26 protein-coding genes, 1 tRNA gene and 1 riboswitch are annotated in these 22,860 nt (G+C 43.4%); of the genes, 5 read left to right on the forward strand and 22 right to left on the reverse strand.

The features are described from left to right. Positions 1-816: 816 nt before the first annotated feature. Positions 817-1,086, reverse strand: a complete 270-nt coding sequence (locus ACZ449_RS21265) for a hypothetical protein (RefSeq protein ID WP_464258053.1) — start codon at positions 1,084-1,086, stop codon at positions 817-819. A gap of 27 nt (positions 1,087-1,113) precedes the next feature. Further along, complete coding sequence (locus tag ACZ449_RS21270; protein ID WP_464258054.1) at positions 1,114-1,551, reverse strand: ASCH domain-containing protein; 438 nt, start codon at positions 1,549-1,551, stop codon at positions 1,114-1,116. Between the two features lie 112 nt (positions 1,552-1,663). Between ACZ449_RS21270 and ACZ449_RS21275 the strand changes: the two genes are divergently transcribed. Continuing rightward, positions 1,664-1,972, forward strand: a complete 309-nt coding sequence (locus tag ACZ449_RS21275; RefSeq protein ID WP_464258055.1) for a hypothetical protein — start codon at positions 1,664-1,666, stop codon at positions 1,970-1,972. A 411-nt stretch (positions 1,973-2,383) separates the two neighbouring features. Here ACZ449_RS21275 and ACZ449_RS21280 read toward each other — a convergent pair whose 3' ends face one another. Further along, positions 2,384-2,575 carry an ASCH domain-containing protein gene (locus ACZ449_RS21280; RefSeq protein ID WP_464258056.1) on the reverse strand — a complete coding sequence of 64 codons (192 nt, stop codon included), beginning with the start codon at positions 2,573-2,575 and terminating at the stop codon, positions 2,384-2,386. A 119-nt stretch (positions 2,576-2,694) separates the two neighbouring features. On the opposite strand from ACZ449_RS21280, the gene ACZ449_RS21285 reads away from it, so the two are divergent. After that, a complete protein-coding gene (locus ACZ449_RS21285) occupies positions 2,695-3,288 on the forward strand; it encodes a hypothetical protein (protein WP_464258057.1) in 594 nt (197 codons plus the stop codon). Here the strand turns inward: ACZ449_RS21285 and ACZ449_RS21290 are convergent. Both ACZ449_RS21290 and ACZ449_RS21295 read right to left on the reverse strand, forming a co-directional pair. After that, on the reverse strand, positions 3,242-3,694 hold the full coding sequence (locus ACZ449_RS21290; RefSeq protein ID WP_464258058.1) for a hypothetical protein: 453 nt from the start codon (positions 3,692-3,694) through the stop codon (positions 3,242-3,244). The two genes, ACZ449_RS21285 and ACZ449_RS21290, sit on opposite strands and share 47 nt — an antisense overlap. 401 nt (positions 3,695-4,095) lie before the next feature. Continuing rightward, entirely contained in the window at positions 4,096-4,569 is a 474-nt protein-coding gene (locus tag ACZ449_RS21295) for a hypothetical protein (protein WP_464258059.1), read from the reverse strand. Between the two features lie 108 nt (positions 4,570-4,677). Between ACZ449_RS21295 and ACZ449_RS21300 the strand changes: the two genes are divergently transcribed. After that, the gene (locus ACZ449_RS21300) at positions 4,678-4,932 is read left to right on the forward strand and encodes a hypothetical protein (protein ID WP_464258060.1); all 255 of its coding nucleotides are present in this window, start codon (positions 4,678-4,680) and stop codon (positions 4,930-4,932) included. Between the two features lie 129 nt (positions 4,933-5,061). Next, on the forward strand, positions 5,062-5,517 hold the full coding sequence (locus tag ACZ449_RS21305; protein ID WP_464261913.1) for a tyrosine-type recombinase/integrase: 456 nt from the start codon (positions 5,062-5,064) through the stop codon (positions 5,515-5,517). Between the two features lie 79 nt (positions 5,518-5,596). Here the strand turns inward: ACZ449_RS21305 and ACZ449_RS21310 are convergent. The 17 genes from ACZ449_RS21310 to ACZ449_RS21390 all read right to left on the reverse strand — a co-directional run bounded on the left by ACZ449_RS21310 (position 5,597) and on the right by ACZ449_RS21390 (position 22,150). Further along, positions 5,597-5,672 (reverse strand) — tRNA-Thr (locus tag ACZ449_RS21310). A gap of 54 nt (positions 5,673-5,726) precedes the next feature. After that, positions 5,727-6,971, reverse strand: coding sequence for an HD domain-containing phosphohydrolase (locus ACZ449_RS21315; RefSeq protein ID WP_464258061.1), 1,245 nt, complete (start codon positions 6,969-6,971; stop codon positions 5,727-5,729). A gap of 77 nt (positions 6,972-7,048) precedes the next feature. Next, a complete protein-coding gene (nrdD, locus tag ACZ449_RS21320) occupies positions 7,049-7,321 on the reverse strand; it encodes an anaerobic ribonucleoside-triphosphate reductase (RefSeq protein WP_464258062.1) in 273 nt (90 codons plus the stop codon). A gap of 82 nt (positions 7,322-7,403) precedes the next feature. After that, positions 7,404-7,973: an indolepyruvate oxidoreductase subunit beta gene (locus ACZ449_RS21325; protein WP_464258063.1), complete on the reverse strand. Its 570-nt coding sequence runs from the start codon at positions 7,971-7,973 to the stop codon at positions 7,404-7,406. Position 7,974: 1 nt separating this feature from the next. Then, entirely contained in the window at positions 7,975-9,756 is a 1,782-nt protein-coding gene (gene iorA, locus ACZ449_RS21330) for an indolepyruvate ferredoxin oxidoreductase subunit alpha (protein WP_464258064.1), read from the reverse strand. Between the two features lie 64 nt (positions 9,757-9,820). Next, entirely contained in the window at positions 9,821-10,018 is a 198-nt protein-coding gene (locus ACZ449_RS21335; RefSeq protein WP_464258065.1) for a hypothetical protein, read from the reverse strand. A gap of 222 nt (positions 10,019-10,240) precedes the next feature. Next, entirely contained in the window at positions 10,241-10,561 is a 321-nt protein-coding gene (locus ACZ449_RS21340) for a hypothetical protein (protein ID WP_464258066.1), read from the reverse strand. A 127-nt stretch (positions 10,562-10,688) separates the two neighbouring features. Continuing rightward, entirely contained in the window at positions 10,689-11,180 is a 492-nt protein-coding gene (locus ACZ449_RS21345; protein WP_464258067.1) for a GNAT family N-acetyltransferase, read from the reverse strand. 45 nt (positions 11,181-11,225) lie between these two features. Continuing rightward, a complete protein-coding gene (gene ilvA / locus ACZ449_RS21350) occupies positions 11,226-12,434 on the reverse strand; it encodes a threonine ammonia-lyase (RefSeq protein WP_464258068.1) in 1,209 nt (402 codons plus the stop codon). Between the two features lie 424 nt (positions 12,435-12,858). Further along, the gene (gene sstT / locus ACZ449_RS21355) at positions 12,859-14,103 is read right to left on the reverse strand and encodes a serine/threonine transporter SstT (protein ID WP_464258069.1); all 1,245 of its coding nucleotides are present in this window, start codon (positions 14,101-14,103) and stop codon (positions 12,859-12,861) included. Positions 14,104-14,337: 234 nt separating this feature from the next. Further along, complete coding sequence (locus tag ACZ449_RS21360) at positions 14,338-15,003, reverse strand: RraA family protein (protein ID WP_464258070.1); 666 nt, start codon at positions 15,001-15,003, stop codon at positions 14,338-14,340. Positions 15,004-15,256: 253 nt separating this feature from the next. Beyond that, positions 15,257-16,402, reverse strand: coding sequence for an aldose epimerase family protein (locus ACZ449_RS21365; RefSeq protein WP_464258071.1), 1,146 nt, complete (start codon positions 16,400-16,402; stop codon positions 15,257-15,259). Positions 16,403-16,631: 229 nt separating this feature from the next. Then, on the reverse strand, positions 16,632-17,087 hold the full coding sequence (locus ACZ449_RS21370; RefSeq protein WP_464258072.1) for a DUF441 domain-containing protein: 456 nt from the start codon (positions 17,085-17,087) through the stop codon (positions 16,632-16,634). Positions 17,088-17,246: 159 nt separating this feature from the next. Further along, positions 17,247-17,411: riboswitch (Lysine riboswitch) on the reverse strand. A gap of 60 nt (positions 17,412-17,471) precedes the next feature. Then, positions 17,472-18,428 (reverse strand): phosphoglycerate dehydrogenase, encoded by a 957-nt coding sequence (locus ACZ449_RS21375; RefSeq protein WP_464258073.1) that lies wholly within the window; start codon positions 18,426-18,428, stop codon positions 17,472-17,474. A 179-nt stretch (positions 18,429-18,607) separates the two neighbouring features. Continuing rightward, complete coding sequence (locus tag ACZ449_RS21380) at positions 18,608-19,591, reverse strand: 2-hydroxyacid dehydrogenase (RefSeq protein ID WP_464258074.1); 984 nt, start codon at positions 19,589-19,591, stop codon at positions 18,608-18,610. Positions 19,592-19,603: 12 nt separating this feature from the next. Beyond that, complete coding sequence (locus ACZ449_RS21385; protein WP_464258075.1) at positions 19,604-20,797, reverse strand: pyridoxal phosphate-dependent aminotransferase; 1,194 nt, start codon at positions 20,795-20,797, stop codon at positions 19,604-19,606. A gap of 51 nt (positions 20,798-20,848) precedes the next feature. Further along, a complete protein-coding gene (locus ACZ449_RS21390; protein ID WP_464258076.1) occupies positions 20,849-22,150 on the reverse strand; it encodes an FAD-dependent oxidoreductase in 1,302 nt (433 codons plus the stop codon). A 261-nt stretch (positions 22,151-22,411) separates the two neighbouring features. On the opposite strand from ACZ449_RS21390, the gene ACZ449_RS21395 reads away from it, so the two are divergent. Further along, complete coding sequence (locus ACZ449_RS21395) at positions 22,412-22,849, forward strand: hypothetical protein (RefSeq protein ID WP_464258077.1); 438 nt, start codon at positions 22,412-22,414, stop codon at positions 22,847-22,849. Positions 22,850-22,860: the final 11 nt, after the last annotated feature.

The raw sequence follows: 22,860 nt of genomic DNA on the forward strand, positions 1-22,860 counted from the left end.
CATTTCTTGAAACAAAACTTTTGGCAACCATCTTGATTATAATTCATTTTTCTATCAAACCTCCTTTGTTACATAATATGTTGCTTAATAGAAATATGTGTCTAGGCATAAGAAAAGAGCCTTTTCGGCTCTGGCATAATTTTTGGCATATTTTGCGCAATGTATAATTAGCCTCCAACTGGAAAGGAGGAAACAGTCAGTGGCCCTGGTAAGCATTTATTATTGCACAAATAAAAAACAGACCTCCTAGTTAAGGAAGGTCAATCTAACTATGTTATGTAAACAACGAACATTGTCTCTCTTACCCCTTATTATACTGTTTGTCAAGTTTAACTGCAAGTAATTTATTCTGCCAGCCTCTTATAAAGTGCAGTAGTCGACGGTTTCTGCATTAATTGTTTCTTGCTACTCCCCTTAGTCTTGCTTCCGCTAGGTATCTTGCTGTTAACCTATAACATGCTTTTTGATACATCCTTGCTCCTATCACAAGGAAGCTGCTTTTCAAACTCTTCCCGTATACTCTTACTATCGCTCTGTTCTGAATTAAACGGCCATATCTCTGTGCCGCAATTCGGGCAGCATAGGTAGGCATCCTTCTTGTAGTAGATCATGCTATGCTGGACTGGCAGCTAGGCACCGGGCAAAGCATGTCCCTGGGTACAAAGTTATTTCTTAAATCCTTACAATCCTTGCATTTCTTATGCTCAGCGTGATTGGCACTCCAATAGATACAATTGCCACAACTCTTATTCATGTACCCCACCCCCAAATAAAATAAAAGCCGATAGGGCGACATATAGCCGCCCTTTATAAAACTTATCTACTTTCCTTGATGAAAATCTTGCCTTCCACTATCCCGAATATCGATGATTCTTTAAACTCATACGTTTCAGGCTGTTCATCGGCTCTCATAGGCCGTGTTATCAACCATAGACTATTCTCTTTCCATGTGACGTTAACGAGTTTTGTATTTGGTGGTAGCTGCTCGGTGGTTGTACCTCCAAGTTTTCTAGCTGTATATTGGCATCCAGTTGACAAGATTAAAGAACCGAGTATTAAGCAAACTAAGATAGTTTTTTTAATCATTAATTTTCTCCTCCATTTGTTTATTTCTTAGATTGTTTTCTGTACGGCTTTGTTACATACCTCCCATTCCCAAAGCCGCTGCATACCTCTTGCTGGCACCGGCTCAATCTTCTGGACGTTGTCGAGTATCCAGGCGTAGCGGCCTACGGTGTAATCACCAAAAGCATACTCATTGCTGATACCTTTTTCTTGATAAAGCTTTAAATAATACACTTGGCTTTGATTTATTTCTAAACAATCAACCAAGTCAGCTATAGCAATTACATAACCTAGCCTAGGTTTTACTCCATTCAATGCCGTTTTAAATGGTTCTTGTGTATATAACTGCCTCAAAAAATTTGTATTAAGCCCCGCATGAATCGCAATCTCACCCCGGTACTTAGTCGCCCAGCTCCGCGTTTCTATCTTCTTCGCGCCGCAGGCAATGAGGCTTGCCCACGGTTGCAGGATTGTTATGGCTTTCATGACTGACGTCTCCTTCCAGATATATTTTTTAGTAAACATATCACTTTTACAATAATCGTTGAATATGATACATAGGAATTACCCATTCAAGCATAAAGAATAGGAGGAAAAGATGAAATTTCCAAAAGGTAAAGGATTTGATCTCGCTGGCGGCCTGGTTATAACCGTTGTACTTGAAGATCACGTATTAACAGGAACGTTTTTAGGGGAAATCAACGATCGCCATCATGATGATCCACCGATTAATGTGAATGTCAACGTAGACGTAGAACCAGAATTTATTTTGCTGCAACTAACATGTGAACTTGATTTGGAGGATGGACCTGAGTTTCCTGTAGGTACGATTGTCGCAATTAATGTACAAGAAATACAATTTATAGTACCTGGTGGAACGTGTGAGGAAGAATCTGTGAGGGCTTAAGCCTGTCCAAAGCTCTGGCATTGTCCAGGGCTTACATATGGCTTTTACTTTATCACTCCCCCCTTATTTGTCTTGGTTAGGGCTGGTTAGCTAACACCCACGCTATCCTTCAACTCATTAATCAAGTCTCGCACCTGCTCAAAAGTCATAAAATCAAAGTCGTAATCCTCTGGGTCATATCCTAATTGGTCAATTAAATCTTGCGCAAGTCTTCTGCTTTAGTCTCGTTAACTCCGGCAGGATATGCGTAATAAAATTTACTTTGCTTATCATTAACGCCAGGTTGCCAGTTTAAATCATGTCCATAACCATCAACGATGCAGCAATCCATCAAATCAGCTATTGCAATTACTTTCCCATATTCAAGCTCAACGCGGTCTTCGTATTCGGCTTCGGTTGCACCGCCAGTATCTACATTTTAGAAAACCGTTCTAAAGCACTTGCGAATGGTTCTTCTTGTTGAAGTACACAATATTTTTGTGATAGTCCCGCATGAATAGCAATCGGCCCCCGATACTTAGTCGCCCAGCCCCGTGTCTCTATCTTCTTCGCGCCGCAGGCAATTAGGCTTGCCCAAGGCTGCAGGATTGTTATGGCTTTCATATTTTTTCTCCTTCCTTTATCACTGCATTGAAGCTATAAGTTTAGGTTAAGCTATCGTAGGTGATACTAATGTTTTTTTGCCATTCGGTTTGTAATGGGTATTGATGCACGGAGGATTTATGAGCAACCAACTGATACAGTGGTCTATGTTTATTGCGCCTTGGCTCACCTTGTTCTTTATGAAGCGTAAAGATGTTAAGCGTTATGTTGCAGCTGGTCTCCTCTCAGTTGTTTTGACGACTATAGTCCATGATGTTGGAATTACATTCGGTTTTTGGGTTGTAAGAGAAACAACGTATCCATTTTACGAAATGATGCCTTACTTCTATGGAACTATGCCAGTTCTAACAATGTGGGTACTTAAATTTACGTTTAATAACTTTTGGAGATACATGGCAGTAAACACTATTTTAGACTTGGGTTTTGCTTTTATTATTCTTGATTATTTTTACCCCATTACTGGCGTATATGGACTTGTTGGCATAACCCCTATACCAACGGCGGCGATTGCCATTTTACTAGCAGTTATAATATATCCCTTTCAAATGTGGCAAGATGATATATTTCTGCAATCTGAATGGAGTCCCAGTTCAACAAAACTCCATCCTACGGCAGCAAAACACCATTACCTAGTGATGATGATAAGAAGCAATAGGACCACGATATTCAGTCACCCTCCCCCGGCAGCGGCGGTAGTGGCATCCAGTGGGTAATCTTTGCACCTAACGCCCAGTCAGTATCCTCATTCTCACTGCTACATTCATACCAACCTTCCGGCCAATAGTAACTATCGGTTTCCTCGTCATACTCTCCGTCGCCCTCATAACCCATGTCCTCGCAATTAACCTCATGATGTCTGACGTAGTAAGCTTTGTACCACTCTTTGCCATCAGTACACAAGACGACAGTAAGTTCACTGATTCCGTATTTACCGACCTTGTTTGCCGGCAACCTCTCTGTCACGGGCACCCGCTGCGCCGCGTCGTTTTTGTCAGCCAAAATCAATAGCTCAACTAAATCTACAAAGGGAACATGTATTGCCTCTATGCAGCTTGTTTCACCACCAGTCATTCCAACTAAGCTGTTTACCTGTTGTTTAATTCGCTCAATCACGTCCATACCTACTCCCCCTTATTTGTCTTGGTTAGGACTGGTTAACCCGCTTTCGTAACTTTTTCTATTCTAGCTTTCAAAGCATTCATCAACCTATCCTGTGTGCCGCTCTTATCCTCTAATGCGGCAATCACGTCCTCATCAACGCCACCTTCAACGGCCAAATGATGGATTATAACCTTCTCTGCTTGTCCTTTGTCCTTGCCTATGTAACCGCTTATTCGCCTGCTGATAAAGCTCCAAGGACCAGTTTAGGCCAAACCAGATAACGTGGTTACCCCCTTGCTGTAAGTTCAAACCATAAGCCGCGCTTGCCGGGTGGGCTAACAAGATATCAATGTTCCTGCTGTTCCAGTCGTCCTCATCCTGCGGCGTTTTCAGTTCGCGGATTCTTAAGCCGCTGCTTTTTAACGCTGCCTTAATCCTATCCCGGTCATGTTGGAAGTTAAAAACACTAACGCTGGCTTACCGTTAAGGCCTTCGACCAGCTCCATGAACGCCTCTATCTTGCATTTGTGGATCTCAAGAACTTCCCGCTCCGGACCGTACACAGCACCATTGCACAGCTGCAGTAGCTTATTGGTCAACACGGCTGCTGATCCCGCGTCTATGGTGGTCTCATCTACCTCAAGCAGCATTTCCTTTTCTAGCTTGTCATAAGCTGCCTTGGCCTTGCTATCCAATACCACCGGCACCGTAACAGAGATACAGTCAGGCAGTTCTAAGTAATCTTCAGCTTTCATGCTAACGCAGATATCGCCAAGCAGCTGCTGTATAGCCTCGTCAGATCCTGCCTTAGGCGCATAGCTGAAAACTGTATTTCTATCTCGTTGATCCGGCTCAAAGTAGCGCTCACGAAAGTGGGTTATTTTTTTGCCCAACCGCTGCCCCTCATCCAGCAAGTACACCTGTTGTACTTTAGGTCATTAATGGCGGTTAGGACTATTGGCGTTTTGCCTAAGCCCATATCAAGCAAGGCTTATAACGCCATGCGTAAAAATAAAAAAGCTGAAACTACTATATTAAAGCTCCACAATGCTCTGCATGATGCACTTAATCAAGCCCGGATCAACAAGCTAATCCACGCTAACCCTATTGATGATGTTGAACGGCCTACTCCAAAGAAAAAAGAAATTGTTAAACTGGATGAAGATGAAATATTAAAGCTATTGAAGGCTCTAAAAGGCACAAGAATTTACGCAGGTGTCTACCTTTATAGCCCATACAGGTATGCGTCTTGGTGAGGCTCTAGGCATTCGCTGGACGGATATCAATGAAGAGGAAGGCCTATTACTATTGCGCAAAACCTGCAACGTAGTAAGACGGATGGACTAGCACCCCAAACACCTAAAACAGAAAATAGTTTCCGAACTATCTTTGTTGATGAAAGTGTTATCGAGGTTCTAAATGCGGAAAAAGCCCGACAGCAGTCCAGCAAAGAACTAAAAAACTCAAAAACCGTTGTTTGCAATAGGAATGGCGATCCGCTAGAGCCGCGCCGCTTTATCAAGGAGTTTGACGAAGTACGCGAAAAAATAGGCATGAAGAGTGTAACCAGACATGCCCTACGCCATGCATTAGCCTCTCTATTAATTGATAAGGGTGTTCCGGTACCCGAAGTATCATCATTACTTGGACATGCTGACCAGGCGTTTACATTCCGCACTTATGTACATGCCCGAAAAGGCGCAACAAAAAAAGCTGCTGCCGCAGTCTCTGAAATATTAAAAGAAAAACCGGAAGAAGAAAAAACCGAGAACGAAACTACAGAGAAAAATACCGATGAAAATACTAAAGAGACAGACGAACAATCCCGTCTGTCTCTTTAAAAATGTGACAACTGCACCACTTTTGCACCACTTGAACCCACGCTTTAATGGACACCACCGTCACAACTCGCGAATCTCCTGGAGCCGATAATCAGATTCGAACTGATGACCTACGCTTTACGAAAGCGTTGCTCTACCAACTGAGCTATACCGGCAAATTGGACACTCTTATTTTACCTTCTGCCGGTGAAAAAGTCAACCTGACTAAATTAATCTGTTGGCCAGCTCATTTGTCCAACCTGTTCGGCCAAACCACTCAAGCTACTAGTATCACTAAATAAGTCAGCAACGATACGACTGTCAATTTTGCGATTATCAGCCATACCACGCATAATTTTTTCGACTTCCGTCAGCGCAAGCGCGCGGCGATACGGCCGATTTTCACTTAACGCCACAAAAACATCGGCTACACTAACAATTCTTGAACCTAGTTTTAAAGAAGATTCAGGAATACGGAAAGGATAGCCTGCGCCGTCTAAGGTTTCATGATGAAAAGCCGCCCACTCAGCAATAAGGGAAAAGCCGTCGATCTGCTCAAGAATCCGGTAGGTGTAGTACGGATGCTGTTTGATGATGGAAAACTCTTTATCTGTCAACTTATTTGGATTTTCCAATAGTTCGTTAGGTATCGCCAGTTTCCCCAAATCGTGAAACAAACCGGCAATTTTTATTAGCTTAATTTCTTCCCTGTTATAGCCTCTGGCCTGGGCTAAAAATGCCGAAACCTGAGCAACGCCACGGGAATGCATACCGGTAAAGCGGCTGGTTCGGTCAATAATGGTGGCAAAAATCTCGGCAATGTTTACAACATCATCGATATTGAATACCATCCGGCCATACGTATCAACCTGTCGAAAAAAATTCTGATAATAGTTGGGATTAGTTAGGTCCAGCCAGAAGCTCTCCCTGCGGGCAAACTCATGCAATGCCCGAACCAAATCAGGATCAAACAAACTGCCACTTAATTCTCGTATCGCTGATAAAATATCAGGACGCTGTTCAAATATGTAGACTTTATCTTTCAGCAATATCTCCAGACGATCAGCCAGGTTTATTATCCGGCTGGTTATGGGAATATCCTTACCTGCCAGGCCGAACGGATTAGAGCCATCCCAATTATCATGGTGATGTCGGATTGTCTCGGCCAGTATACCAAACTGAGGAGAATCCTTTAACAGCTCGTAACCAGCCTCGGCGTGACGATATACGTCTTCTCCCACCCTAAACACCTGCAGCTTCTTTCTTTCAGACCAATTGGACACGGCACCAATATCATGCAACAACGCGGCATACACTAAGATTTGTTGCTGCCCTTCATCTAATCCAATATGCTCCGCAATCCGTCCTGCGATCAATGCGGTTCGCCAATGGTGTTTCGATAAACCGTCTGTCGACAGTTCTAGCGCTATTGATAATGCACTCACTAAATTACTAGGATGGATCGTAAACAGCATGTTTCTCCTCACTCCCTATACAAACAAATTATCCGCGACAATGGCCTTTACACCAATTGTCGCGGATGGTTACAGCACTAAATATGGGCACGCCTGTCCGACAATTCAGCTTGCTTCGAGGGATTAAAGCGGTCCTCGGTACTAAGATACCCAGTTATCCGGCGTACCCGCTTAATCGGGGAACGTTCAACTGCCTTAACTTCAATCTCATCTCCATGTATGCTTAACTGCACGGAAGCAAGTTCTTTCCCTTTGCGCGTCCATAGTTGCTGCTCTTCAGCAACGATTGCCCTGATCTCTTCTTCGGTAATTTCGGACTCTGCGACAACTTTTACACCGTCGATTAACATATCTATCGCCTCCACTTACGGATACTTTAATAATAATACCTACTGCATAATAGTCAATAGATAATATATTCTTTATATTTCATTATACTAAGCTCATGCCTACTGCAAGCGCTTTTACATTCAGCTCTACGAATTGCGCCTTAACATTGTCACGTATTATTTTTTCCCAATGAATAGCTTCCAGGCCCATGGATTTAATAATGGTGCCTAACAGAATAATATTCATAACCTTAGAATTACCAAGCTCTGCCGCCTGCTTTGCCGCACAGACTACTTTTGTTGGAACTTTGCTTGACAATTCTTCCAAAATTCCGGCAGGATAATCAAATTTCCCAGAAAGAATGGGCATCGAATTTATTTCATAGTCGTTTACCACAACTTTTCCAGCTGGTTTTAGATATTTCAGCCAACGTAAGGCTTCCATTTTCTCAAAAGATACCAGGATGTCGGCTCCACCTACTTCGATAACCGAAGATTCCACTTTATCTCCGTATCTAACCTGCGACGATACCGAGCCGCCTCGTTGCGACATACCATGAATTTCACTCATTTTTACGTCATATCCGGCTTCCATCAGGCCTGTTGTCAGAAGCTTACTGGCAAGTATGGTACCCTGGCCGCCTACTCCTACCAAAAGAATACTCTTCACCATATTATGCTTCCTCCTTTTGAATCGCTTGTTTCGGACAAACCTGGAGGCATACCTCACACCCTACACAGTCTAGACCGATACTCGCCTTTTTGCTGGTTTTATCGAAGAATATGGCCGGACAACCTGTTTTAATGCAGCTTCTGCAGCCTACACATACTTCGGCATCCACAGTACAGCGCTTAGTAAAGGTTCCCCTAAACTCTTCTTTATCCTGCGGTGAAAATTTCTTTAATACACAAGGCCATCTTGTGATAATTACTGCTGGTTCATGTAAGCTCAGCGCCCAGTCCAGCGCGTTTTCCACTGCTGTAAGATCATTGGGATTAATAACTTTTACCTGTTCAATCCCACAGGCCCTTACCAGTTTTTCTATATCTACCGGAGTAGTCTCTTTGCCTTGCAGGGTATAGCCTGAACCAGGGTTTTCCTGATGTCCGGTCATGCCGGTAATTCTGTTGTCCAGGATTACCGTAATGGTATTACTCTGGTTATAGGCTACACCCAGGAGCGAATTGATACCAGTGTGGAAGAATGTGGAATCACCAAGAACAGCGACAGCCCGCATTGGCAAGTTTTCTTGCATGCTAAATACTTGCTGCGCCCCATGACCAGCACTAATGCTTGCACCCATACAGATATTATAATCCATCGCATTGTAAGGCTCCGCAAAACCCAAAGTATAGCAGCCGATATCCCCGGAAACCAGAAGATTTTTCCGCTTACCTATGGTATAGAAAAATCCCCTGTGCGGACAGCCAGCACACAAGGTTGGCGGTCTTGGAACAACTTTATCTGCATCATAGTCAATGGACGGATTTTCTTTACCATAAATTGCTTTTCTGATAACATCAGGTGTTAATTCACCGCAAAAGGGAATCAGGTCTTTACCGATACACTCAAAGCCTAATAGGCGAACTTGCTCTTCAATGTACGGATCATTCTCTTCAATAATATAAACCTTTTCCACTTTATTGCAAAATTCTTTAATCTTCTCAGTTGGCAGCGGATGAGTAAAGCCTAGTTTTAAGTAGGACGCGCTATCCCCGAATACTTCTTTAGCGTAACTGCAGCATCCTCCTGAAGCGATTACGCCAATTTTGGTGCTATTCCATTCAATATAATTCAAGCTGGTATTGTTCGAGAATTCCAGCAGTTTTTGCAGTCGTTCTTCTACTTTTAGTCGCAGTATTCTGGCGTGAGCTGGTACTGTTATATACTTCTTAGTATTTTTCACATAGTCTTTAATACCAACCTCTTCCCGGTCCTTACATGCAACAATGCCCTTAGAGTGACATACTCTTGTCGTCATCCGCAGTAACACTGGTGTATCATATTTTTCACTGATTTCAAAAGCAGCTTTGGTCATATCTTTGGCTTCCTGACTGTCTGTCGGCTCCAACATTGCTATCTTGGCAAACTTCGCGTAATTACGATTATCTTGCTCATTTTGCGAGGAATGTTGACCAGGCTCATCAGCAGTAACCAGCACCATTCCGCCATTTACTCCTGTATAGGCATAAGTAAATAACGGATCTGCGGCCACATTTACTCCGACATGCTTCATTGAGGCTATGGAGCGCGCACCAGCGATAGATGCGCCAATAACAGCTTCTAAGGCGACTTTCTCATTTGGTGCCCATTCTGCCAAAATATCTTTCTTATAGGTAGCGATATTCTCAAGTATTTCCGTGCTGGGTGTACCCGGATAGGCAGACGCAAATTTCACGCCTGCTTCGAAGGCTCCACGGGCGACCGCTTCATTTCCCGTTAATAATTTCTTCATGTACAATTCTCCTTTACGTCTTGAATGAGGTATACCAAAAAGCGCCCCGCGAGTCCTGAAGATACTAAGCTTTAAGATCGATTGAGCCCTCTTTCTGCTTCAAACCCTTCTCATTGGCTTGATCGACTTGTTGATTCTTCAGCTTATTCTTCTTGCGCGGCATACTTTGGTCAGACAGCTGGTTAAAGAACTGAATGGGACGTACAGGCGAGATTTTTCCTAATCTTTCGACAGGGGGAATCGACGTCGGTTTTCGTTCCATTTAGTACACTCCCTTTATCCATGATGTAAATTCTATCTATAATTATACCTGAACATTTTTAAATTGCATACCATTTCCTAGTTAATCACTACTGCCTTACGCAGTAAAGACCTGACTCTTTTCCCTTCGTTGGATTAGAGTCAGGTCTTTTTATTTTAAAATTTCATTGAGGCAATCACCACTTACACCCTCAAGCTCACGATTCTTGTTTCTTCTCTAGCGTTACCTACGCCAATCTCGGTGGTGTTCCATGATCGCATGTATTGCCCTTTCGTGGCGATCATTTTCATGTTTCATCCTTTCGCGCCACTGCCTCTTCGACTCAAACGGGCGCCGCTTCATTTCTCTTTCATGGCGCTTGTTTTCCTCGTGTATTTTATGAGCTCTTTCTTTTTCCCACTCTCTCTGATGTTGATCTCTATGGTGCTCATACCGTGGCGGTTCCTCATGGCGTGGTGATGCCTCGACAACAGTAGCAAATAAACCCACTTGCATTAGTCCGACCATTGAGTAGATTATAACCTTTTTCGCTATACTTTTCATATGAATTCCTTCGCCTCCTTATTGTGGTAAACCATTATTTAAATATTAAACTCCAACTTTTAGAATTTGTTTAGAAAATATTAGAAAAATAAAAATAATGGACTAAAAAACACGTACCTGTCCTAATTCAGAGAACAAGTATCATATCAAACCACACTGCTCCACCATGTGTAGATTTAGAGACCCCGTTATTCACATAGCCAAAGGACTTATAATAATCAACCAACTGAGCCTTGCAAGTTAGGATAATACTTTTTCGACCAGTATTCTTGGCTAACTGAATAAAGTGATTCATTAAGAGAGCTGCAATTCCCTGTTTTCGGTAGGCAGGAGTTACATCCAGTCCAAAGATAGCTACGTTTTTCCCCTCTGGTATATGGTGCTCTGTAGTATAAAATAGTTCATCATGGATAACAGCACTGTTGGTGATACATCCGTTGATAAATCCGATTAAATGCCCCTCCGTCTCAGCTACCAGAAAGCATTCTGGGAACGCAGTAATTCTATCTTCAAATGATTTTCGTGGTGCTGCTTCTGCTTCGGGAAAACAAATTGCTTCGATTTCAGTTACACGCTCTACATCTTTCAGCTGAACTCCTCTAATTGTTACTTCTGACATAGGTACTCTCCTCGTAATAAAGCACTCACTCTCAACCCCTGTTGATCATACAATATTTACACAATACTGCTGTTGTTCCATCAGATATTTTATGGCATCGATTTGCGCTTGGTCGGCAGTCTCCAACTCTAATTCCACAGTCGCATATCCGAGTGCAACACCGCGGCTTTCCCGATGGTGGGTAACGTTCAGCACGTTGGCTCCTGTTTCAGCTGTCAATTGCAATAATTTCCATAGTGAACCAGGTTTGTCCGGAATCACCATATTGAAGATTACTTTACGTCCCGATTTCGTCAAGCCTTTATTGATGATGCGAGACATCATGTTTACGTCAATATTACCGCCACTAATAATTGCTGCTATTTTGCTGTTTTTGTATTCCTGTAGTCTGTTTAGTACTGCGGCAGCAGCAACAGCACCTGATCCTTCTGAGATCGTTTTGACACGCTCCATCAAGAGCAATATCGCACTCGCGATTTCCTCTTCGTCTACGGTTACAATATCATCAACATAGCGCTGGACAAGTTCAAAGGTTATCTCGCCAGGAGTTTTCACTGCGATTCCATCGGCAATAGTGGGACAGCCGTTACAAGTGACAATCTTTTTTTGCGCAATAGCCTCAACCATGGATGGCATATTTTTCGTCTGAACGCCAATTACTTTTACGTTGGGTTTTAGATTCTTAATGGCGATAGCGATACCTGAAATCAACCCGCCGCCGCCAATCGGTACAACGATGACCTCGACATCAGGCAAATCTTCCAATATTTCTAAAGCAATTGTCCCCTGACCGGCAATAACCATAGGATCGTCGAAGGGATGAATAAACGTCAATTGTTTTTCCGCTTGAATACGCCGTGCCTCCGCATAAGCTTCATCATAAACACTCCCATGAAGAACAACGTTGGCGCCATAGCTTTGCGTCGCTTTAATTTTCGACAAGGGGGCACTTTTCGGCATCACAATAGTAGACGAAATACCAAAAAGTGTGCCTGCAAGAGCTGTCCCTTGCGCATGATTGCCTGCAGACGAAGCAATGATTCCGGTTTTCTTCTCAGCTTCATTTAAATTTGCAATTTTATTGTACGCACCTCTCAGCTTGAAAGACCCTGTACGCTGTTGATTTTCCATTTTTAAATAAACACTATTACCTGTCATATCACTCAGCGTATTGGTGTAGGCTAGCTCTGTCCGTACAGCAACCCCGGTCAACGTTTCCCTGGCTTTTTTTATGTCTGCCAACGAAATATTCATCTTATCATCTCCTATTTATTGTGAATGAAACAATGTTAGATTTACTACAAATGCTCACATACTAATTTTCGGAATCACTGCTATATTTATACATTCTGCCTACAGCTCCTGTATTTCCTTGTTTTCAACTAAAACTACAATAAAAAAATAGGCATCTATTTTGGATTCTCAATAACTGCCCTCCTGCATATGATGTACCGGGGGATTATCATGGTTTTAGATGTCTTGTCGGTAATAGGCTCTTTGGTAGTTGTTCCTGTCGGGACAGCGCTACTACTCTGGTTAATATGCAGCATAGCAAAATAAAGCTGCTTCTTATGTGTATGATAATAGAAACTACATAGTATTCCCCAGGTAACTAGTTCTCTGCTTTATCATGGCAATAAAATAGGGCCAGCTGGTAAACAGCTGGCCCTATTTTATTTTATAATTCTTCTTGCATTTGTAATTGTAATTGTTCTTGCCTTTTACATCTGGCGATATCTGCAGCCGCGGTAAAGAGTACATCTGTAGAGGAGTTGAGAGCTGTTTCGGAGGAGTCCTGCAATACACCGATGATAAAGCCTACCCCAACAACTTGCATCGCAATATCATTGTTAATACCGAAGAGTGCACAGGCCATCGGTACAAGCAGCAGCGATCCACCGGCTACGCCAGAGGCACCGCAAGCACCAATGGTAGCCACAATACTGAGAAGTAAAGCAGTCCAGATATCAACAGGAATACCGAGGGTATGAACTGCTGCTAGGGAAAGTACGGAAATAGTTACAGCCGCACCGGCCATGTTGACTGTTGCGCCAAGCGGAATAGATACAGAATACGTATCTGGGTCAAGGTCAAGTTTTTTACAAAGATTCATGTTTACAGGGATATTCGCAGCAGAGCTACGCGTAAAAAAAGCGTAAATACCACTTTCACGGAGACAGGTAAATACCAATGGATAGGGATTGCTACGAATTTTCCAAAATACGATAAGTGGATTTATAACCAACGCAACAAAAAGCATACAACCAATTAGAAGTACGAGTAGCTTGCCATAGCCGATAAGGGCTTCAATACCATTGCGAGAGATAGAATCTGCAACTAGGCCAAAGATACCCACAGGAGCAAGTTGGATAACCCAACGTACGGCTTGCGATACAGCATCAGAAAAACCATTAATAACTTCTTTGGTTGTATCACTGGCATGCCGAAGTGCAATGCCAAAAATAATACTCCAAGAGAGAATGCCAATATAATTACCAGTCATTAATGCTTTTACTGGATTATCAACAACATTCAAAGCAAGAGTACGCAGTACTTCGACAATACCATTCGGCGGTGTTACATCTGATGCATTAGCAACAAGCTTAAGGTCTACTGGGTAGAGGAAGCTTGCTACCACTGCAATAAAAGCAGCGGAAAAAGTACCCAGAATATATAAAAGTATAATAGATTTCATATTGGTTTCTACGCCCTGCTTTTGACTAGAAAGGGCACTCATAATGAGGACTAGTACTAATATTGGTGCCACAGCTTTTAAAGCACCAACAAATAATGTCCCAAAAAGGGCTACCCGGCTGGCAAGGTCTGGCGCATACAGCGCAACGATAAGACCAAGGACAAGACCAAGAACTATTTGTTTGACTAAGCTAATTTTACTGATCGCAGAAAATAAAGATTTGAACACGCAAAAGACAACTCCTATTTTTGCAAATTTACCTCTTGATAAAAATAGATCCTATAGATATTAAATTTAAAAGAGGTACCAAGATTATTATAATGCCCTTTCTGTATATCGTCAATGGACAAAAATTCTCTTTGCGTGCATGCAAGGGACATTTACTGTTAAATTCACCGTTTATTTTCTTGCCGAAAATAAAAAAGCCTTCCAAACAGATGCCTGGAAGGGATCGAACTGGTTTTACAGGATTCCGTACTTTTTGAAGGCATCTGTACTCGAAAGACCATTCTCAATGTCTTTGCGCACCACTTTTTCTGCCCTGGCTTTTTCCAAAGCCTGGACAATGACTTCACTTTCGATTTCCTGCGGAATAATCAGCACACCGTCAAGATCGGCAAACACCAGATCGCCTGGTTTGATCCATACTTCACCCACTTCAATCGGGCATCTGTAATTGGCAACCTGTGTTCTGACACCAGAATCCTGCGCATACCTTCCCCGCGAAAATACTGGCCAATTTTGTTCCAGAACCATGGGAGTATCGCGGTGAAAGCCGTTGACCACAGCCCCATTAGCGCCCCGCGTTTTAGCAGTCGCCGTCAAAAGTTCTCCCCAATAGGCACAGCACATATCACCACCGCTGGCTATATAGATTTCTCCTGGCTGCAATTGGTCAAGCGCTTCTGTCAATAAGCCAAACGGTTTTTTCTGCTCGCCATACACATCAATCATCAATACAGGCATAGCCCGACCAACAAGCACCATATCCTCTTTCATCGGTTGCACCGCTTGCGGCAGAAACTGATGATACCGTCCCAATTTATCAAGAATATCGCCAACTACTGGTGTATAAAGTTCTTTGCGCATGATTGCGAAAAGTTCATTGTCATTTTTCCATTCTGCCATAACTGTCCTCCCAGATCATGTTTCTATGTAAAATCCAAAATACGGCCAAAGGCCCACTTTGCTTGTGTCACCTAACTTTACAGCCTGAATTATTATATACGAAACCAGGACACCATTTTCCTCTATTCATTACTTTACTCTGAAACTAAAGGTAATCCCACTTTGTTAGTTTTTAATAGCGCCCACAAAAAGAATCCACGCTTTCAGCAATAATAAAATTGAGGCCACCTGTCTTGGATGGCCTCAATTATTACTATTTTTTTATGGAAAATTTATGCACTGTGGTTGATGAGAACCATTGGCCCGGTTTTAATACAGTTGAAGGAAAGTTATCTTTGTTGGGGGAATCAGGGAAATGCTGTGTTTCCAGGCAGAAGGCCTCACGGAAATTGTAAGCTTTGCCTCCTTTACCGATATCTCTAGGAACTTTTCCCTCAAGGAAGTTTCCTGCGTAGAACTGAATACCAGGCTCGGTTGTATAGATTTCCATGACTCTTCCTGATTTAGGTTCATAAACACGAGCGGCAAAACTCAATTCGCTGCCTGCCTTATTCAATACATAATTGTGGTCATACCCGGGGCCAAATTTTAACTGTTCATATGAATCGTTAATTCTAGCACCAATTGTAGTTGCTTTGGTAAAATCCATTGGAGTTCCCTTAACAGGGCGGATTTCTCCAGTTGTAATTAGTGTACCGTCAACAGGAGTGAAATTGTCAGCGTTTAAGGTTAGTTGATGATTTAGAATGGTGCCGCTACCGGCTCCTGCCAAGTTAAAGAAAGCATGGTTTGTAAAATTTACAATGGTTGGTTTATCGGTTACTGCATCGTAGGTAATGATTAGTTCATTATTGTCTGTTAGTGAATAGACAGTTTTTAATAAGCAATTCCCAGGGTAACCTTCTTCGCCATCTTTAAAGTAATAGGAAAGTTGCAAGGTTTTGGCATCAATCTGATTAGCGTCAAAAACAACAAAGCGGCTTCCTTTAGTACCACCATGCAAATGATTTGCGCCATTGTTAACTGTGAGTTGATAGTCTTTTCCTTCTAACGTAAATTGCCCTTTACCAATCCGATTGGCGTAACGTCCGATGGTACACCCCATCGAAGCTTGTCCATTGATGGTCTGATCAAGAGTCTCGTAACCAAGCACTACATCGCCGAGTCGTCCATTTTTATCAGGCACTAAAAGTTGTACAATCTTTCCGCCATAGTTGGTGATTTTTGCGACTACACCGTTTTTGTTTGTCAGTGTGAACAAATCAACTTGCTTACCGTTAACCTCTTTTTGGAAAGCTTCTCGTTGGATGTCGATGTAATCACCATTGGCTTTAGCGCCAACGACAGCCGTAGAGAATACAAGCATTCCCATGATTGCAAGAATTAAGAATTTTTTCATTAGTAGTCTCCTTATAATCAATACAAATTATCCAAACAGAGAACAGAAAATTGCGTTAATAGATGATATATGGCCTTGCTTTCACCTCCTGCTATTAGTAATATACTTATGATTTTGACTGAAATAGATAATAAACGAGCTCTCCGTAGGATACCTTTAGTATACAATGTTGAGAAAAAATGGAATATGTGGTTTTTTTAGAATTTTTTGTGATTTGTTTGGGAGTAATTCATTTTAACAAATTCAATAAATTTAATATCATGGCTACTACGCCGCCGGCAATAAGCGGCCCAATTGCCAGACCGTGCAAAAAACAAACACCGCCGATTGTACCTATAATCAAAGCAGTCGTAGTTTCAGGCGACGCCTTCAAAAAATACATGCCTTGCGTTGCCACCCAAGATACAATTAACCCAACAATTATGGCAATCACACCAGCCTGCGTTTTGAAGGCAACTAGCATTTCTCCTATGGAAATTCGCCCCTGTGCCAAAGGCGTTAGCACTGCCATTGTCAAAATGGTAATACCAATATTTAGTCCATAGTTTTCAATACTAGGAAACCAGGATGAGAAACCCATTAATTTTATTAACAACAGCGCCAAAACGGCCAAGGCCACGGAATTGTTGTTTCCAATAACCGACAGTACCAGAATGACTAATAGCGGCATATTATCCCAGTTCATACTTTCACCTCCTAAATTAGTTGGGATTCTACTATCGCAAGCTAAGTCTTTGTCAATTTTTTGTCAGAAATGTAATCCTACCTTCTGACAAACTAATAGAAAAAAGGCAGCCACCCTATACGTTAGAGGCTGCCGGCATAGTGAAGAGGAGTCTTACCCTCGTGCGATAGCTCACCATCCGAAGATGACAGTGCCGTACCTGTTGAATACGGCCCCAATGCCGGGAATTAGCAATCCCAGCACTTCGGCAATCCGCCCTTTCCTGACAGTTCATCGCAGCCAGCTCCCTGTAGTACTATTGCGTCTCGCGCCTCTACCATACCAATTTTATCAAGTTGTTAAATCCCCGCTTTCAATACATTATTGCAATTCATCTACTAGTTATCATACTGCCTCTACAATATTTTCTGCCACCAGAAAGTCCATCCGCTTCAGAGAGTCCACCGTATATGAGCCAACATGCGTGGTTGCCACAACATTATCCAAGCCTTCCGCGATGATGGGATCATTCACTGCCGGTTCGTTTTCGAATACATCAATAGCTGCACCGGCGATTGTTTTGCTTTTCAGCGCGGTAAGTAGCTCACCTTGGTTTACCAGACCTGCTCTGGCCGTGTTAATCAAATATGCGCTTGGTTTCATCAGGGCAAACTCCGAGGCACCAATCATATGCTTGGTTTCTTGATGTAACATACAATGCAAGCTGACAAAATCAGCTGCGGTCAACAGTTCCTCCCTTGAGCACAAAGTTATCCCGTTTGCGGCAACAAAGGCAGCATCAGGGTGGCGCGTGGAAACCAAAATTTTCATATCAAAGCCTTTAGCCCGTTTAGCAACCGCTTTTCCAATACGTCCTAATCCAACTATCCCAAGCGTTTTTCCCCAAACATCGCTGCTAACAGGGCGATACCAGCTGTTTTTTCGTAATGTAGAGTCAATCTGCGGCACCTTCCTTGCCAAAGACAGCATCAACGCAAAGGTTAAATCTGCAACTGTCTCATATCCAGGCATTTTGGCAGTTGTTTTAATTTCCACGCCTGCTTGTTGAGCGGCCAGGACATCAATATTCTCGATACCCACACCATGCCGGGATACCACTTTTAAATTTCGGCAGTGTTTGAAAACCTCGTGGCTAATTTCATCTGAACTGGAATAAACCAAAATTGCGTCAAGCCTATGCCTAATATCCTGCTGGATGATGTCTCTGGCACTCATCGCAGAACCTGCCGAGTTCCATACAATCTGCCAACCGTTTTCGGCAAAATACTGCTCCAGGTTTATTCTATGCTGCCCATCGATTTGGCTGCCAAATTCTTTAGATGTGATCAATACTGTTTTCAAGATATCCAATCCCTTCCGCTCTCGCATAGTATCATTCCGGTATGTCCCGCTACTGCTCAAACTGCAGAGCGCCTGCATACCAAACTTAGGATACTTTCAATAAGTCGAATAGGGTCAGATTCCTGCTTCACTATGCATCAGAATGTAACCAATTTTCCTTGGCTTTATTGCTTAGACCTTTATCTATTTACTATATTTGCCGGCGGTTGACCGTTTACGACTCGCGCAATGTTTTCCAGACTAGCCTGCAGCATCTTGCGCATTGCCCTGACAGTAACTCCCGCAATATGCGGTGTCACAATCAACCGATCCCTAGCCGCAGGTGAAAGAGTCAGCAACGGGTTTTCCAATTCTGGCGGCTCTGGCGTAAAGACATCAATTGCCGCACCACCAATGCGGCCGGTTTCCAGCATCTGCGCCAAGGCCATCTGATTAACTATTTCACCTCGCGCAGTATTAATCAGAAAACTACCAGGCGACATAAGTTCCAGTTGCCGTTGGCCGATAAGACCGCGCGTAGTATCATTAAGCGGCACATGCAGGCTTACAATATCACTGTCTGCCAGCAGTGCCTCCAGAGATTTATAGCTTACCTGCAATTGAGCTTCTGTTTCCGGCAGTTGCCGCCTGCCATCGTAGTAACTGACAGAGGCCCCCAAACTATGTAAAATTCTCGCTACATGCTGGCCAATCGTCCCTAACCCGACTAGCCCAATCTTGCTGTCTTCTATTTCACTTAGTCCCTGCTTAAATAGAACTTTTCGTATCTCTCCGTACCTGCCGGCTTTTATTTCCTGATCTGCCACAAGGATCTGCCGCTGGAGTGCAATCATCAGGCCAATGGTGAATTCAGCCACTGATTTGGCATTTTGGCCAGGAACATTGGCCACCGGTATTTTTAAAGCTGCTGCCGTTTGTGTGTCTATACGGTCAAACCCTGCACCTACGCTCTGAATCAATTTGATTTGAGTACTGTTTCGCAGGACATTGGCGTTAATTTCGGGAGTACTAGCCGGCACTAACAGATACTCCGCTTCCTTGCAGGCCAGAATCAATTCTTCCTCTGTTGACGGATTGATAAACCGAATATCCCAGTTTTCAGGCAAGGCAACCTGCGACGCATCAAACCGCCACTTTGGCATGGCACTTATTATAATAGGCATATTTCTCCCCCCCTAACTATTGTTTTGCGCCAGCACTTTCATCGCCGCCGCAATACGTTCCAGCCCTTCCCGACAATCTTCATACGACACCGCATAGGATAGGCGAAAGTGCCCATTACCGCTTGCCCCGAAAGCCAAGCCGTCGACTACCGCAACACCCGCATTATCTAATAAGTAGTCAGCGACCTGAGCCGAAGTAATGTTAGGCAGAGTAATGCGGGGAAAAACATAAAATGCTCCCTTGGGAATTCCACTCAATTCAATTCCAGGGATTTGTCGGACCATTTCCAGTACCAGCTGACGGCGGCGAGCAAATTCAGCTGCCATAGTACGGACGCAGTCTTGCGAACCGGTTAGTCCTACCACCGCTCCATGCTGAGCGAAAGTGCAGAGTGACAGCATAATATTCTGCTGCAGCCGGATAGCTGCGCCAATGATCGGCTCAACCGCAGCTATATAGCCAATGCGCCAGCCTGTCATTGCATAGGTTTTAGAAAGGGAACCACATAATATGGTTCGTTCCCGCATTCCCGGAAATTTAGCAGGTGACAGACGGCAGCCTTCGTAGATCAAATGGTCATAGGCGTCATCGCAGATTAACCATAGATCATGCTCACAGGCAAAGGCAGCCACTGTTTTTAGTTGTTCCTCTGACCAAACACCGCCTGTCGGGTTATGGGGGGAATTCACTACAATCGCCTTAGTCCTGGGAGATAGTGCTTTCTTAACGGCCTCCCAATCGTAACCGTAGTTTTGACTTGGCTGCAGTCCAATTTTAACGGGGACACCACCGGCCAGGCCCACTGCCAAGGGAAACGGACCAAAACAGGGATCAGGAAGAATTACTTCATCCCCTTCATTTAGAATGCTCAAAAAGCTTACATACAAAGCTTCCTGTCCCCCAGCTGTAATTATGATTTCGGTATCAGGGTTATAAGTCAAGTCTTTGTCGGCTTTAAGCCTTGCCGAAAGGGCTTCCCGCAATGCTGGGATTCCACTATTCGGAGCATAGTGGACCAAGCCTTTGTCTAACGCCTGTTTCGCCGCCGCTTTGATGTGAACTGGAGTATCAAAATCGGGACGGCCTATTTCAAAGTGAATCACCTTTTTACCTTGTGCTTCTAATTGATTGGCTTTTTCGAAGACTTTTCGGATTCCTGCGAAAGCAATCTGGTCTAGTCTCCTTGCCACTGTTATATTGCCCACAGACAGCCCTCCATTAAATAACCCTAATTGTATACGTGCTCAAAAAGGGGCCTATTCAAGCTTCTCTGCAAAAATTCCACTCATATTGGTCTGAGTAACTTTTTTCTTGATTTCTTCTATGTTCGTGGTATAGAGGTTTTTCTTTTTCATACGCTCAAAATATACCGAACCAGAGAAGGTATACTTCTTCGTTAGTCCTGCCTTTGTCTGCATCATTTCATTTACATAAGCAATAGCGTCACCACAAGCTAATTCTTGGGAAATTTGGATTGGATCAAGCCCCAACACAAGTCGTGCAGCATTGTGACCGGCGAGTGTTCCAGTTACAATTGCTTCGGTATGACCGACAAGTAATCCGGCTTTTTCGCCAGCGCAAAAGACATTTTTCAGACTTTGTACCTGCAAAGCATTGTCTCGGGGTAGCATACCGAAATAGCGCATAGAGTTGCCGATGCCGCCAGCATATGGATCTTCAAATCGGGCATTAGCACATCCAGGTATTTGGCGCAGCAACTCGAGGGGGTAATAGGCCGACATGAGTTTGGCATGACCAGTATCTAATAAAACAATGTTCTCGGCAAATTCCTTTAGTGCATACTGTTGGCATGCCTTTTGCCCAAGGGATTCCATGCTTTTTTGCAAATGCGTCGGAACCGCAATAACACAAACACCGGTTCTGTCGAGTTCTTCCTTGACTTCAGGCGCAAGGGAATCTTTGTGAAGTTTACATGATCCACTCATTGCGCCCAAAGTACCATCGGCTTTTTCGCCGATAACTTCTTTTACGCCAGCCTTCGCAGCAATGCTGAAACGTGGCCCAAAGGTCGGGCAACGATACATACACATGGCACAGCCATTGCCATACTTCATGCAATTACCTTGGGGACCGGCTGTACCGGATGCATCAACAAATCCATTACCATAAACTTCCATTTCCTCATCCTTATGCAATACACCGGCAATAACTTTGACAATTTTGCCAGCCTCGACAATAACATCGTTGATGCGAGCCATTAAATGTATTTTTATCCCGGCCTCCAGCAATGCTCTACGAACCGCTGGTTCAATGGTTGATACATCATATAAGCTAGCATGCTTATGCCCTGGAAAATCAATATTCTTATGGCGTGAGCATGCATCGCAGATTTCAAATAACTCCCCGCCACCCATTGCAATCATTTCCTCCGTAGCAGTAAAGCGACCATTATTACGCATAATTCCGCCAACTAATCCGGTGCCAAGTAACATATCTGCCCGTTCAAACAGTTCTACCTCACAACCAGTATTTCGCGCTGCTAACGCAGCAGCAGAACCGGCCCAGCCGCCACCGACAATTACTACTTTCTTCATCATTTCTGCACCTCCTCACGTTCACCTACTATATAAACTACTATACTTCTTTGGTATTAATCGTCTCAATGCCGATCGCTTCTTTCGCTCCTTGAAGCCTTAACTCTCACTCTAACTGCGTTCCACGCGACTAAGGCTACTCCTTATAACAATAGCGCTTCAACAAAAATATTCTATACAACTGGCGCTTCACAACACTGCAAGAACAAAATTAGCAGGGATGACATATTTATATAAGGAAATCTTATGGAGGTGTAGTTAACAATGAAGTATTACTTTGATTGGAACACTCAGAAGGAGATCGCGGTAGTCCCCAGTAATTATTTTGAAAGTACTGCATTGGCAGGGAATACACTGTACCCAGATTCGGCTGGCCGTGACGAATTTTTATTAGCTGGTATTATTCCACCTGACAAGCGCCTCGCAGGGTCTGGACGCAGCAACCGTTATAGCGCTTCGAATATGTCAGCGGCAATCGAAGCTGCACCATCCATTGGAATAACTCTTCCGAACGATCTATCTGAAATATCATTCTTAATTAATACTGATATCATACTTGACCCCGGTCTCTTGGCTGCTAGTGTAAGCCTAGACATAGCCACAGTAAGCGGCATGACAACACATATTCCCCTTAACCGGTCTGATGTGCGAATTGACTGGCAGTCACGGGGAACATTCGTGATCACAGTTCCCCTAATGTAACCAGTATCAGA

This window comes from Desulfosporomusa polytropa (assembly GCF_055380075.1).

Bases quoted from the DNA above. Each gene is read 5' to 3' on its own strand.
- ACZ449_RS21265 (WP_464258053.1), bottom strand. From the start codon at position 1,086: ATGATTAAAAAAACTATCTTAGTTTGCTTAATACTCGGTTCTTTAATC.
- ACZ449_RS21270 (WP_464258054.1), bottom strand. From the start codon at position 1,551: ATGAAAGCCATAACAATCCTGCAACCGTGGGCAAGCCTCATTGCCTGC.
- ACZ449_RS21275 (WP_464258055.1), top strand. From the start codon at position 1,664: ATGAAATTTCCAAAAGGTAAAGGATTTGATCTCGCTGGCGGCCTGGTT.
- ACZ449_RS21280 (WP_464258056.1), bottom strand. From the start codon at position 2,575: ATGAAAGCCATAACAATCCTGCAGCCTTGGGCAAGCCTAATTGCCTGC.
- ACZ449_RS21285 (WP_464258057.1), top strand. From the start codon at position 2,695: ATGAGCAACCAACTGATACAGTGGTCTATGTTTATTGCGCCTTGGCTC.
- ACZ449_RS21290 (WP_464258058.1), bottom strand. From the start codon at position 3,694: ATGGACGTGATTGAGCGAATTAAACAACAGGTAAACAGCTTAGTTGGA.
- ACZ449_RS21300 (WP_464258060.1), top strand. From the start codon at position 4,678: ATGCGTAAAAATAAAAAAGCTGAAACTACTATATTAAAGCTCCACAAT.
- ACZ449_RS21315 (WP_464258061.1), bottom strand. From the start codon at position 6,971: ATGCTGTTTACGATCCATCCTAGTAATTTAGTGAGTGCATTATCAATA.
- nrdD (WP_464258062.1), bottom strand. From the start codon at position 7,321: ATGTTAATCGACGGTGTAAAAGTTGTCGCAGAGTCCGAAATTACCGAA.
- ACZ449_RS21325 (WP_464258063.1), bottom strand. From the start codon at position 7,973: ATGGTGAAGAGTATTCTTTTGGTAGGAGTAGGCGGCCAGGGTACCATA.
- iorA (WP_464258064.1), bottom strand. From the start codon at position 9,756: ATGAAGAAATTATTAACGGGAAATGAAGCGGTCGCCCGTGGAGCCTTC.
- ACZ449_RS21335 (WP_464258065.1), bottom strand. From the start codon at position 10,018: ATGGAACGAAAACCGACGTCGATTCCCCCTGTCGAAAGATTAGGAAAA.
- ACZ449_RS21340 (WP_464258066.1), bottom strand. From the start codon at position 10,561: ATGAAAAGTATAGCGAAAAAGGTTATAATCTACTCAATGGTCGGACTA.
- ACZ449_RS21345 (WP_464258067.1), bottom strand. From the start codon at position 11,180: ATGTCAGAAGTAACAATTAGAGGAGTTCAGCTGAAAGATGTAGAGCGT.
- ilvA (WP_464258068.1), bottom strand. From the start codon at position 12,434: ATGAATATTTCGTTGGCAGACATAAAAAAAGCCAGGGAAACGTTGACC.
- ACZ449_RS21360 (WP_464258070.1), bottom strand. From the start codon at position 15,003: ATGGCAGAATGGAAAAATGACAATGAACTTTTCGCAATCATGCGCAAA.
- ACZ449_RS21365 (WP_464258071.1), bottom strand. From the start codon at position 16,402: ATGAAAAAATTCTTAATTCTTGCAATCATGGGAATGCTTGTATTCTCT.
- ACZ449_RS21370 (WP_464258072.1), bottom strand. From the start codon at position 17,087: ATGAACTGGGATAATATGCCGCTATTAGTCATTCTGGTACTGTCGGTT.
- ACZ449_RS21380 (WP_464258074.1), bottom strand. From the start codon at position 19,591: ATGCCTATTATAATAAGTGCCATGCCAAAGTGGCGGTTTGATGCGTCG.
- ACZ449_RS21390 (WP_464258076.1), bottom strand. From the start codon at position 22,150: ATGATGAAGAAAGTAGTAATTGTCGGTGGCGGCTGGGCCGGTTCTGCT.
- ACZ449_RS21395 (WP_464258077.1), top strand. From the start codon at position 22,412: ATGAAGTATTACTTTGATTGGAACACTCAGAAGGAGATCGCGGTAGTC.